We start from the raw sequence: 12,228 nt of genomic DNA, 5'->3' as shown, positions 1-12,228 counted from the left end.
GTCAGGCCTCATTTCGTCAGGTTGTGGCTTTCAGCCAGGCGCTCTGCTGTACGCAAGGCTGCTGACGTCATAATGTCGAGGTTGCCAGCGTATGCTGGGAGATAGTGCGCCGCGCCTTCCACTTCGACGAACACCGAAACCTTCAACCCCACGAACGGCTCGGCGGTTTCTGGTATAACGAGTTGGTGTTCCCGAGTGATTCGTTCGACCTGCACGTCCTGCTTTAGTCGGTAGCCCGGTACATACTCTTGGACTGACTGAACCATTTTTTCGACGGACGCCTTGATCTCTTCTTCCGGCGCGTCATCACAGAGACAAAGCACCGTATCCCGCATCATCAGCGGGGGCTCCGCCGGATTTAAAACGATAACGGCCTTGCCGCGCGCAGCCCCTCCTACCGTCACGAGCGCATGCGCCGTCGTCTCCGTAAACTCATCGATGTTTGCTCGCGTTCCGGGCCCTGCCGATTTCGATGCGATGGAAGCGATGATCTCTGCATAGTTGACCTTCGCTACACGGCTAACCGCAGCAACGATTGGAACGGTAGCCTGGCCACCACAGGTCACCATGTTCAGGTTCGGCGAGTCTAGATGACTATCGAGGTTCACCGGCGGGATAACAAAGGGTCCAATCGCGGCCGGTGTCAAATCGATAACACGCTTCCCATGAGCTCGAAGCACTTCATCATGCTTCTTGTGTGCGCTCGCAGACGTAGCATCGAAAACAATCGCAATCTCATTGAAATGCTGCCAACGGAGAAGTCCGTCGATGCCTTCGTGCGTAGTCCAAACGTCGAGACGCTTCGCACGTGCAAGGCCGTCCGATTCGGCATCAACGCCAACCATCGCGACTATTTCAAGGTTTTTTGAGTTACGAAGAACCTTGATCATCAGATCAGTGCCAATGTTTCCCGATCCAATAATAGCTACTTTTACTTTCGACATTTTTGCTCTCTAAGATGAATGCCGCATAAAACCGTTCACGGATTTCGACCTAAAAGCAGGCCGCTGTGCATGACCAATTGCTCACCGAGACACAGAAGGAACGAGCGCGGTTAGCCGCCATGCTGGCGCCAAATGCCCGCCTCCCTCATTTTTATATCGCCTCGCTGTGAAAATGCGTTGACGTTGTAGATGTAGACATTCTGTCACCGACTCCTTGCGCTTTCTTGATCGATTCGGCCGCTTTTTGCTTATAAATGCCATAGTGACGGAAGCCGATTTTTATCACCGCGCTCGGGACACGGCGACGATATCATGGCCCGCAAAGCGGTCCTGGAGCCTTGCCGAACCAGCAACACCCGCGTTGTCAGATTTCCCGGAATGCCCCTCCAGTTGGGTCCCGTCCAATAGTCCTTCCAGACGCAAACGCGTCGACTGAAACCGTAGACCAGATATTGATCACCGGTGTCACACGTGCAAGTTGGCGTAGATAAGATTCATCCTGCTCCCAGCAATGAGAAGCATGACTAACTTAGAATCCGCAAAAAACACAGATGTTCACTGTCCTGCATCGCTCAACGAGCAGAGAATGACGCGTTTTGTCATATTTATTCTAAATACGATTCTATCGTTTATTTATTTTTAAGTAGCGTAACTTTCCATTTATCATTCAACAAGACTAGCCGCCGGACGAACGGCACACGTAACGACAGGAACACGCGCGATCGCAGCTTGATCAGCTCCACGACCGGCTCACCGTCACACTGGAGACGCTCTCGCGCAAATCCGACACAAGCCTGGCAATCCTTCGACACGCTGAGCCGCTGAGAGGCGTCCAAACGGTATTGTGATGACCACCGGCCGGAAATCGACAAGCCGCCGGTCGGGCGTGCGCTGCACGGTGTCGCGATCGGCAGGCGCAACTGCCTGTTCGCCAATGCTGACTCGGGTGGCAAGAGAACGGCGGCGATCTACAGCGTGATCGGCACCGCCCTATGTCGCATCCGGCATAGTGCCGTTCATGCCGAATCCCGTGCTATGCCGAACGGCTGATGCTGATGGCGATTTGGGCACCGCAAAAGCGACCTCGCTGCCGATCATACATCGGTCGCGCTCGGCATAGTCGGACTCTTCACAACGCGGTTAGGAACTCAAGTAGTTTATCGCCTGCACGGTATCGACCCAATGGTTTACCGTTCGAAGACTTGACTTTAGCCAGCGCGGCTTCCTTGAGGGCTAAATGAGCGTGCAAATAGACCTGAGTGGTTTCGACCGATTCGTGTCCTAACCACAATGCAATGACGGAGCAGTCGACGCCGGCATGAAGTAGTTCCATTGCAGCGCTGTGCCTGAGGACGTGTGGCGTGATTCGCTTACGTGTCAAGGACGAGCAGCAGGCACTCGCGGTGGATACATACTTGCCCAGAAGATGTTGCACTGAGTCAGAGCTGAGCCGACCACCACTTATATTAGGGAATAACGCGTGCGCGCCGTTGCGCGGGGGCTCTTGCAGCCAGGCTTTGAGCGTGGCGATGGTATGCGTTGTCAATGGCGTGCATCGTTCTTTGCGCCCCTTGCCAAGGCAGCGAACGTGTGCGCCGCAACCCAATTGCACCGAATCACGATCGAGCCCTGTCAATTCGGAGAGTCTCAACCCCGTCTGAATCGCGAGCAATAGCAGAGCATAGTCCCGACGTCCAAGCCACGTTGTTCTATCAGGAGCAACAAGAAGCGCTTCGATCTCGGTGCGTGTCAGAAACTGAACGAGTTGCTTATCGTATCGCTTGGTAGGTATCGCGAGCACGCGCTGGATTTGGGCGGCGTATGCAGGCTCCTCGAATGCGGTGAAGCGGAAGAAGGACCGAATCGCGGTTAGACGAAGGTTGCGTGTCCGTACGCTGACTGATCGCTGCGTCTCCAGATCCTCGAGAAACGCGGCAATCAGCGGCGCGTCAAGATCGCACAGGTCGAGACTGGATGGGGGCTTACGCAGGCAGACTTGTGCGAACTTGAACAATAGACGAAACGTGTCTCGATACGATGCGATAGTGTGTGGGCTGACGTGGCGTTGCCGCATCAATCGCTCTGTGAAGAAGCGTTCGATCAACGCAGGCAAGATGTGGGTTGGTCTCATGATGGGGCTCCCCAGCGCACGTCGAGCCTTCGCGCGGCGAGCCCCATCAATTCGGGACACGCCGACAGATACCAGTACGTGTCGCGCACACAGGTGTGCCCCAGATACGTGGACAGCACGGGTAACCATGATTCGACGCTTTGACCCGATCGATACCAGGTGAGCAGCGTCTGAACTGCGAAGCGATGCCGGAAGTCATGCAGACGAGGACCGGAATGGGCATCGGGGCTTCGAAGCCCCGTTCGCCGTGAAAGCTTCAAAAATACCGGATGAACGTATTGGTGCAACAGTTTGCCACCTTGCTCAGCGATGAAAAAGTATGGACTGTGCGGCGGCCAGATGTGCGCGTCTCGTCGTTGCGCATAGTGCGCCAATACGGCTCTGGTTGTGTGGTGGACCGGGACAAGGCGTGACTTACCGAACTTGGTGTCGCGGATCGTGATAACGCCGTCTTCCAGATCAACGTCTTCTCGTCGCAGGTTAAGTACTTCACCGATCCTCAGTCCAGTCACGGCCAGCAGTCCGAACAGACAGTGATACGTCCACCGACGCAAGCCATCTGCCGGAGGAAGTTCTAACGCAGCCGTCAACAACTTCTGTATCTCTACGTCGGTGTAGAGATAGGGTCTCGGGCGTGAGGGACCAACAAGAATGCCCAACGGTGGCACTTCCGTCCTGATTTCCGCAATGCGCCGATAGCGTGCAAATCCGCGCACGTCCGTTAAACGTAACGCCCAGGACGCGCGCCCGTCTATAGGCAGCATTGCCCACTCAAGAGCGAGCTTGTGCGTGATAATGGTAGCGGCGCGGCCATCCATAAAGCGGACAAAGCTCGTTAGCCGCCTCTCCTGGTTCTCAAACTTGAACCCAAAACTACGACGCATGAGCACGTACTGCCGAAGCGCTTGCGAGAGAGTGTTCATCGCACACCTCCCGGCCATGGCAGGCCAAGCGTGCGCAGCGAGGCGATATCGACCTTCGCATAGATTCGGGTCGTGTCATGATCCTGATGACGGAGAACTTGACCGATCTGTGTCAATGACGCACCGGCTCGGAGCAACTGAGTCGCGAGGCTATGCCGGAAGAGATGTGCGCCCTTGTGCGAAACATTATCGATTCCCGCGCGTGTGAGCGCCATCGTGGCGATCATGGAAACCGCCGCCGACGATGCAAACCCTATGTGCGGAGCCAGGTGCCGGAGAAACACGCGTCGGCTCCCGGATTGCGGCCGCCCGTGCTTTAGGTAGTCCACCATTGCGGCGCCAACCTCCGCCGGCAACGGTAGCTCAGCTCGTCGCCTTCCCTTGCCGTGAACGGCGAGTTGGCCAATACGCCAGTCAATATCATCGAGCGTCAGCAACGCAATCTCATTTGCTCGCAGTCCAAGGCGAGCAAGCAACAACAAGATCGCGTAGTCTCTGCGTCCGACGGGAGTATGCCGGTCACAGCCGTTGAGCACGGTTTGAACCTGGTCGGGCAGCAGATAGGTAGGAAGCGATGTGAGCTGCCACGCTCTCACACCTGGTACGCAGCTCGCAAGATCGGCGGCAATGTAACCTCGGTATTGCAGAAATCGCATGAACGCGCGAATGGCCGAGCACATATGTTTCGCGGATTGCGGACTGTGGTCTCTTGCATGACGTTCGATGAATGTCATGACGTCCGAACCAGTCAGGCTGGTGATTTGCGGATAGCCAGACAGGCAATGCTCCCGCAGAAACTGCCGAGCGAAAGGGACATGGCGAACGGCAGACACGCGCGCCAATCCGCGCTCCTGGATCAGATATCGGTCAAAATCCTGCACAACCTGTTCGAGCTCGTCCAGTGCGAAAGGTGGCTTGGCAGGAATTGCATCGATCTCTCGAAGCAGACCGAGCAGTCTGATCAATGCAGGACGATCACTGAGAAATGGACATCGATATCGGCGACGGAACTCCTGATACTCTTCTATCGATTGCTCGTTGATGTCGTCAAGCTCAAGCCGTTTGCGTGCGAGCCAGTGACTGAAGTCGCAAGCCACGCGAAGATTGCGCCATGCTCCTTGTCGACAATGTCCCTCTCGCAGCAGCCGCGCTGCGAACAGATCGATATGAACTCCCAACGGCCCTTCGTGAAGCCGTTTAAGCATCTTGGGACTGTCGTAATACGCTTCGATGGTCATGTCTACTCCTTCCCGCCAAAATGACAGGAGAGAGCCTCAGACTATGCCGAATGCGCAAACCGCATCGCATGACCAGGAGTGAATGATACGAACTGCTTCGGCATAGCGCGGGATTCGGCATGAACGTCGAAGCTCAACGACGTCGATCCCAAGCCGTATGTGCGCTTGATGCTCGCGCGTATCGCTGACCATGCGATCAAGCGCGCCGAGGAGCTTATGCCGCAGGTCGTCGCTGATCAGCTGCGCATACCCGCCTGAAGATACGGCGACACGCTTACTGGATAGGCTTGTCAGGGATCCACGATGACGATTGCGTAAGATTCAGTTCGAATTTGTTGAATTTCAAATCTGTCACCCATCTACGGCATTTTCTTGATTCTTTCGGCCTTCTTTTTACCCATCGGGTCAATTTTCCCCATTGAATACCACTCAACCCTATCGCTTTAAATACAATCAGGATGTACCTTGCTTGAACTTCATTGACCCTGATCGACTCAACTGGATATGTCATGAAACTCCCTGGAAACTCCTTCAAACACCGCCTGTCCGAAGCGGCGCCACAGTTCGGTCTTTGGGCTGCCCTAGCCGACGGGTACGTTACAGAGTTACTGGCAACCGCAGGCTTTGACTGGATTGTGATCGACAACGAACACGCACCTAACGATGTCCGAAGCTCGCTCTCGCAACTTCAGGTACTGGGTGGGTATCCCTGTCAACCCATTGTCCGACCTGTAAAGAACGACGTCGCAGTAATCAAGCAGTATCTCGATATTGGTGCACAAACCTTGATCATCCCGATGATCGATACCGAGGCGGATGCTGAACTCGCGGTGGCTGCCACCCGTTATCCGCCAGGCGGCGTCCGGGGCGTGGGAAGCGCACTCGGGCGAGCTTCACGCTGGAATAAGGTCGACGGCTATTTTGAGAACGCAAGTAAAGAGCTTTGTCTCATTGTCCAAGTAGAATCGACGATCGGGATGGACAATCTGGAGGCGATCGCGAACGTCGACGGCGTCGATGGGGTGTTCTTTGGTCCTGCCGACTTGAGCGCATCCATGGGGTTCGAGGGTGATCCCAGTCATCCCGTTGTGCGACAAGCAGTGTGTGCCGGCATCAAGCAGGTCCGAGCGATTGGGAAGTCAGCGGGCGTTCTGGCTACATACCGCGCGTACGCAGACGAATATCTTGCCGCAGGAGCCAATTTGATTGCGATCGCGACGGACACTGGGCTTCTAAGCCGTGCGGCCAGTGACGTGGTTAGCTCGTTTAAGGCCCCCTCAGTCACAGCGTCTGAAAGGTCACAGGCAGGTTACTAGGTGTACACGAGCACTTGACTCGACAGACAGTGTCTGTTCATTTCGTCATTCCCGACTTGGTAGCTGTCGTTTCGGGACAATAAACTCTGCCATCACCTCGCCCGGGTACCTGTTTGTGCTTGTTAATCTTCGCGGCTCTGCTCCGGCCGAGCAGAGCTCACTTTTATCTGAATATGCCGCAACCACCTACGGCGTTGCGGAGGCCTTCAGGGTTTAAATCGCCCCGTTCCGTAGCTTTTCCTAGCATTGGGTCAAACTACAGTGACTCTCTCTCCATGTGCTCCGACGTTGGGAGAGAGCATTGAGTGAGCGACGCTTCATCGATATACATTGCACGACGAGAGGACAAGAGAACAGCTAAGCTTGTGCGTGCGAGAGGGGCAGACAGAGTTGCCTCGGATCCCCAGATCGTAGAGCCGACGCCTTAACGCACGATGTCTAGCGGACCACCATCCGAAAAAAGGTGTGCTGCGGCGCCAGCCTGGGGCAATACTGCGGTCAAGGCCTGGCGGTCGGAACGTGTTTTTCCGCTGAACGTGCGCCCGCCGTCGTTACTCTTAAGGACCGCACCATCAACACCAACTGCAATCACCGAACCGTCAGATTGCTCTCCGAATGCCGTAATGGAGCTTGCAAGATCGGTCTTGGCTGGCGACCATGTATTTCCGTTATCTTCGCTTCTTAGCACACTGCCACGCAATCCACCTACTAGAAGCGTTCCGTCACGTAGTCCAATACCTGTCCACAGCGACCCGCTATAGCCACTTTTGACGTAGTCCCAAGTGGCGCCAGCGTCGGCGGAGCGAAGCACAAGCCCCTGCTCCGAAGTCATAAACAGAGCTCCGTTTCGGCTAGTGAAAATGGAATACAGATTCTTGTCCGCTTTCTTCGCGCCTGGTGGCACCGGTACCGCCAGTGGGATCCAATGCCGCCCCCCATCCATAGTATGCAACATGAGCGACCAGAGGCCCACGGCCCAGCCCTCATTCTCATTGCGGAAATATACGGAGAAGAGCGGCTGGTCAACGCCCAGGTCACTACGTTCAAGTTTCCAGGTCTCCCCCCCGTCCCCTGTCGCGATGACAACGCCGCCATGGCCGACCGCCCATCCCTTGTGAGAATCGACGAAATAGGTTGCGGTAAGCGCAAGGTTCGTAGGAACAGCGCGCGCCTGCCGGTATGACTTGCCGTCATCGTCCGAAAGAAGCACTACGCCGTGGTCTCCCACCGTCACAATACGAGTGCCGGCCCGCGCCGCCCCGAGCACGGGAACGTTGGTCGCCGCAGCAACTTGCTCGGCTTGGTGCAGCGAAACAGGCGGAACGGTTGACTGAGCGAAGGCAGTCGAGTTTAAACATAATGCGGTGAACAAGCTGACTATTGTTAAGCCAGTGAATCGCGACAGAGTGTCCATGTGCAATACTCCAATCCATTCAATCAAGGTGGTTCTCAATGACCGAGAACGCCCGGGGCCCGCACAGGTCGTCGGCGAGGGAAGATGATGTCAAGAACAACCGCCAGTGCCGGCAAGGCGGTCATTGCCATGATCAAATTCACCAAAAACATGAAAGAAAGTAATTTGCCCATGTCAGCCTGAAACTTGAGTTCCGAAAACGACCACGTCGCCACACCGATGGCTAAGGTGATTGCCGTGAAGATAGTAGCCATCCCCACCTCCATCATCGAATGTTCCAGCGCCTTAACTATCGGTTCGCCGCCTGCCAGGTGGAGTTGTAGACGGTTGTATATGTAAAAGGCGTAGTCAACACCAATGCCAACCGCCAAGACCATGACTGGAAGCGTCGCAACCGTCAATCCGATCTGGAATTCCTTCATAAACCAGTATCCGATGAACGTGCCGACCGTAAGGGGCAAGCAGCAGGCGACGACAGCACGCAAATCCCTATAAACCAAGAACACGAGCGCAACTATTGCTCCGTATACGTACAGCATCATTGGCAGTTCCGTCTTCTCCAACTCTTCGTTCGTAGCAGCCAGGAGTCCTGCATTTCCCGCCGCAAGGCGAATATGCACGTCCTTCAGCGCATGGCTTGCCTGAAACGAATTTGCAGCCGAAATAACGCGATTAATCGTCGTCGCCTTGTGGTCGGATAGGTAAAGGTGCAGTGCCGTCATACTGCAGTCCTTCGTCATGTACCCCCGAACACGGTTGATTTCGGCGCTAAGTGAGGAGTAGTTCCCTGCGTCCAAGGGAACAACGTTCATCTTTGGATATCCCTCGTTATAGCCCTCGTTATACGTTCGTAACATGGATGCATAGGAGCCGATCGAGATCACCCCAGGGACGCTCTGCATGTGATAGGCGAGGTTATCCACGAACTGACCCACCGCAGGACTATTGCAAGACTCAGGCGGCGCTTCGATAGCAATTGAAAGCCAATCGAGGCCAACGTCGAAGCTCTTCGAAATGTCGACAGCATCTCGGTTAAATCGCGCGTCAGGTCGCAGCTCCGGTGCTCCGGGTTGGAGCGTCCCGACCACGCGGTCACGGCTCTCCCAGACCGCAGCGCAGAACACGATACCTACAATGACCAATACTGGAACAGCGTTCCTCGGTTTCGCTATCTTCGCGATCACGCGCAGCCAGCCAGCGCGACTCTCACGCTTTTTCATTGCCTTTGTGGCGTACTCTTTCGAGAACGTAAAGCAGGACGCCGCCACCGGTAACATCACGAGATTCGTGACAATCTTGTAGACCACCCCGAGCGAGGCAGCGATAGCCAGTTCCCTGATCATGGGAATAGGAATTAGGGTCAATGTAATGAAGGAGACAAAGGCGGTGACGAGCGCCAGCGACCCCGGAATCAACAAACCCGTAAAGCTCGAGCGTGCTGCCTCCATAGACGACTTTCCATGAGATAGCTCACGGACGATATAGTTGATCTGCTGCACACCGTGTGAAACCCCAATGGCAAATACCAGAAACGGCACGAGAACCGCTAGCGGGTCCAAGCCAAATCCCAGTATGCGCAGCGTCCCGAACTGCCAAACCAACGAAGTCAGCGAACATACGATCGGCAAAACGGTAAAGCGGACGGAGTGCGAGTACCAATAGACGGCGCACGCAGTCAGCAACAGCGCAATCGCACAAAAAACGAGAACACCGCGAGCTCCATCGGCAATGTCACCAATTTGCTTCGCAAAACCGATTATCTCAATGCTGTAGTCCTTGTCCTCAAACGCACTGCGCAGCTTCTGCTCGAGCAACCGATTGTAGGAAATGTAGTCGACCTTCTTGCCATCTGGGCCCACCTCATTGACTTCGGCAGTTATCATTGCGGCGGCCTGGCCGCGTGACACGAGCGAGCCAATAAATCCGCCTTCGGCGGCTGCCCGATGGATTGCTTCGACGTCCAGCGGAGTAATACTGGCAGGTATTACCGTCGCGGGAATGACCGGCTGCGCACGGAACCCATCCTCGGTAATCTCATTTACAAAGCTGTTTGGCGTCCACAGTGACTGAACCCCAGACCTGTCAACGTTCGGCAACGCAGCAACCGCCTGTGTAACATCGTAGAGACGAGAGAACCCTTCTTTGTTCCAGATGGAACCGTGCTTGGCTCGCACCACCACTGTCAGCCGATTGGCGCCGAACAGATCCCCCCGATATTTCTGGAACATTTCGACGTAGGGATGCCCAATCGGGATCTGCTTTTCAAATCCAGCCTCCATCCGGAGTTGGAGCGCAAAACAGGCCATCAGCACCGTAAACAAAGCCAGACTTCCTAGCGTCAGCGCACGGTGCCCAAAGAACCAGTCCTCAAGCCGCTTGATGAATCGGTTTAACACAATAACTCCTCTACATGGCCTCGCCAGATGTCCGTTCATAGATCAGGACATGGGTCCGGTAAATAACTCGAACTACAACGCCACAAAGGCAGAGTTCGGGCATCCGCCGGAATCTGCGGATCCCCTAATCTCGATCAAAAGTTTCGTGTAACGAACGCACCCACGAAATTTCTGTCGGCGTAAGGCTGACTCAGCGCATTGCCTCCAAAGTACGTGGTGAAGTTCACGCCGCCTTGCCAGACCGCCGGATTCTGATTGAAGAGCACATAGACGTTGATCGACTTCGCACCTGCCATATAGTTAGCAGAAAACGTTGGCGTATAACCCAGGATGCTGTCGGAGAACGTAACCCCAGGCGTCACCTGCCAACCCCGAATAAGCGACCCATCGTAGGTCCAGTTGAAGTCCAACGTGATGCCACCAGAGTTCGACGTGCCTTGCCCGGTGGCGATGGGATAACCTAAACCAGATGTGTTGTTGAGCCAGTTTGAGTAACCAGCGGCAGGTGCCTGGACAACATTCACCCCATTGATCGTCCGATAGTACAGAGAGTCCGCACTAACACCCGGATACTTCACCCACGTAAACTCGGCTGTGAAGACGGCGGCCTCGGCACCCAGCAGTTTGATGAACGGTGCCGTGCTCTGCGTCAGATTGATCTGGCCATTGATGTCGAATTGGATCTTCTTCTTGTCGATCCACTGCTGGCAGTCTATGCCCGATACTCCATTTGTATTCGCATCCAGCGCGCCACCTGCTCCGTAGCACCCTGTTAGTGCGATAGCGTCCTTAGGCCGATAGGACAATTCGGAGCCGATTGCCCAGTCGCCAAGCTGGAAATTTGTGCTCGCACCTACGAGCTTCCGACGCCCCAAGTAAGACCACTGGAGAGAGCCATTTGAGAGAGATGACAGGACAGGAGACTTATCGGTGTATTCCTCGTAGTAAAGGCCGAAGTTCGCATCAATTGCCTTCGGCTTGTACGTCAACTTAACGCCATATTGCGGCGACGAATCGCGGGGCAAATTAGTGCTCACTGGAACGGACACAGCGCCTTGGCCAATACCAGCGACGTTAAAATTGTTTGAATTGACCGTGTATGGCAGCATCCCTCGACCAAACACGTTGGTTGTCGAGAAATAAGTGCCAACCGGTGGATAGCGATTACTGCTCCACTGGAACTGATAGTATGCCTCTGTGCTGAAGCCGTACGGCAATTCGGATGCGAAACTAAGCATCGGAGCTGGCAGTAGTGCCTGTTTCAGTTGGGTCCCAGGAATAAGCAGTTTTTGGATGTCCAGTGCGTTCGTCGCATTGATGCCACCCGAAGCGAAGTAACTCTCACCCCAATTGATAACCTGGTTACCAAGCCGGACGTGAGCGGGATGTCCAGCGATGTCGAAGTCCTTTTCGCCCCACAGATCAAGAAGAGTAACGTTATAGACAGCCTGTGCTTTCGCCGTCGAACTCAACGGCGTATACGAAGTATCGCTCGCCAGGAAATCGTAAAGGCCAGTGCCGCGCACCATGAACTTATACCCCTCCTGGGGCATGGTCAGCAGCAGTTCACTGGTAAGGCTAAGATAGGTCGTATAGAGTTGACCTTTCTTGTAGTTAAGATTGCCGTTACTACCTGCACCATACTGATCAACGTTAGCTCCATCGCCGCAGTGGTTGTAGGCATTAGGATCACCCGTCAACGAACAGCTCGGATTCTTAAGACGGAGGCCCAAGCCGCCCGTCACGTTAGAAACCCAAGAACCATGCAGATCGCCGAGCCCGGTATCAAACTCATAAGCGGATGCACCTACCGACAAGGTCGCCATCCCTAAGCAGACCCCTACTTTCCCCAATGTCGTTTTCATT

8 protein-coding genes and 2 pseudogenes are annotated in these 12,228 nt (G+C 54.9%); 3 read left to right on the top strand and 7 right to left on the bottom strand.

Annotation, left to right across the window (positions count from 1 at the left end):
* Window positions 1–8: 8 nt before the first annotated feature.
* The gene (locus M0D67_RS37400) at window positions 9–944 is read right to left on the bottom strand and encodes an acetaldehyde dehydrogenase (acetylating) (RefSeq protein ID WP_266242259.1); all 936 of its coding nucleotides are present in this window, start codon (window positions 942–944) and stop codon (window positions 9–11) included.
* 758 nt (window positions 945–1,702) lie between these two features.
* Here M0D67_RS37400 and M0D67_RS37395 point away from each other — a divergent pair.
* Window positions 1,703–1,934, top strand: a pseudogene (locus tag M0D67_RS37395) (transposase); the annotation flags it as partial.
* A 139-nt stretch (window positions 1,935–2,073) separates the two neighbouring features.
* Here M0D67_RS37395 and M0D67_RS37390 read toward each other — a convergent pair.
* Genes M0D67_RS37390 through M0D67_RS37380 form a run of 3 tightly spaced genes read right to left on the bottom strand, consistent with a single transcriptional unit; the run spans window position 2,074 to window position 5,236 of the window.
* Window positions 2,074–3,075, bottom strand: coding sequence for a tyrosine-type recombinase/integrase (locus M0D67_RS37390; protein WP_266242256.1), 1,002 nt, complete (start codon window positions 3,073–3,075; stop codon window positions 2,074–2,076).
* On the bottom strand, window positions 3,072–3,998 hold the full coding sequence (locus M0D67_RS37385) for a tyrosine-type recombinase/integrase (protein WP_266242254.1): 927 nt from the start codon (window positions 3,996–3,998) through the stop codon (window positions 3,072–3,074). The genes M0D67_RS37390 and M0D67_RS37385 overlap by 4 nt, the downstream gene beginning before the upstream one ends.
* Window positions 3,995–5,236, bottom strand: coding sequence for a site-specific integrase (locus M0D67_RS37380; RefSeq protein ID WP_201142094.1), 1,242 nt, complete (start codon window positions 5,234–5,236; stop codon window positions 3,995–3,997). Before M0D67_RS37380 ends, M0D67_RS37385 begins: the two co-directional genes overlap by 4 nt.
* Before the next feature lie 135 nt (window positions 5,237–5,371).
* Between M0D67_RS37380 and M0D67_RS42175 the strand changes: the two are divergent.
* Both M0D67_RS42175 and M0D67_RS37375 read left to right on the top strand, forming a co-directional pair.
* Window positions 5,372–5,494 (top strand): annotated as a pseudogene (locus tag M0D67_RS42175) (hypothetical protein); the annotation flags it as partial.
* 251 nt (window positions 5,495–5,745) lie between these two features.
* On the top strand, window positions 5,746–6,552 hold the full coding sequence (locus M0D67_RS37375) for an HpcH/HpaI aldolase/citrate lyase family protein (RefSeq protein WP_266242298.1): 807 nt from the start codon (window positions 5,746–5,748) through the stop codon (window positions 6,550–6,552).
* Window positions 6,553–6,976: 424 nt separating this feature from the next.
* Here the strand turns inward: M0D67_RS37375 and M0D67_RS37370 are convergent, their stop codons facing one another.
* From M0D67_RS37370 to M0D67_RS37360, 3 genes are all read right to left on the bottom strand, one after another.
* The gene (locus M0D67_RS37370; protein WP_266242248.1) at window positions 6,977–7,966 is read right to left on the bottom strand and encodes a YCF48-related protein; all 990 of its coding nucleotides are present in this window, start codon (window positions 7,964–7,966) and stop codon (window positions 6,977–6,979) included.
* Window positions 7,967–8,001: 35 nt separating this feature from the next.
* Entirely contained in the window at window positions 8,002–10,362 is a 2,361-nt protein-coding gene (locus M0D67_RS37365) for an RND family transporter (RefSeq protein ID WP_266242246.1), read from the bottom strand.
* Between the two features lie 134 nt (window positions 10,363–10,496).
* The gene (locus M0D67_RS37360) at window positions 10,497–12,227 is read right to left on the bottom strand and encodes a DUF1302 domain-containing protein (protein WP_266242245.1); all 1,731 of its coding nucleotides are present in this window, start codon (window positions 12,225–12,227) and stop codon (window positions 10,497–10,499) included.
* Window position 12,228: the final 1 nt, after the last annotated feature.

The organism is Paraburkholderia sp. SECH4 (assembly GCF_030511745.1).
Taxonomy (GTDB): Bacteria; Pseudomonadota; Gammaproteobacteria; order Burkholderiales; family Burkholderiaceae; genus Paraburkholderia; species Paraburkholderia madseniana.
This window is presented reverse-complemented; position numbering and strand designations above follow the sequence as displayed.

Excerpts from the sequence above, each read along its gene's own strand:
- M0D67_RS37400 (WP_266242259.1), bottom strand. The coding sequence starts at position 944 with ATGTCGAAAGTAAAAGTAGCTATTATTGGATCGGGAAACATTGGCACT.
- M0D67_RS37390 (WP_266242256.1), bottom strand. The coding sequence starts at position 3,075 with ATGAGACCAACCCACATCTTGCCTGCGTTGATCGAACGCTTCTTCACA.
- M0D67_RS37385 (WP_266242254.1), bottom strand. The coding sequence starts at position 3,998 with ATGAACACTCTCTCGCAAGCGCTTCGGCAGTACGTGCTCATGCGTCGT.
- M0D67_RS37380 (WP_201142094.1), bottom strand. The coding sequence starts at position 5,236 with ATGACCATCGAAGCGTATTACGACAGTCCCAAGATGCTTAAACGGCTT.
- M0D67_RS37375 (WP_266242298.1), top strand. The coding sequence starts at position 5,746 with ATGAAACTCCCTGGAAACTCCTTCAAACACCGCCTGTCCGAAGCGGCG.
- M0D67_RS37370 (WP_266242248.1), bottom strand. The coding sequence starts at position 7,966 with ATGGACACTCTGTCGCGATTCACTGGCTTAACAATAGTCAGCTTGTTC.
- M0D67_RS37360 (WP_266242245.1), bottom strand. The coding sequence starts at position 12,227 with ATGAAAACGACATTGGGGAAAGTAGGGGTCTGCTTAGGGATGGCGACC.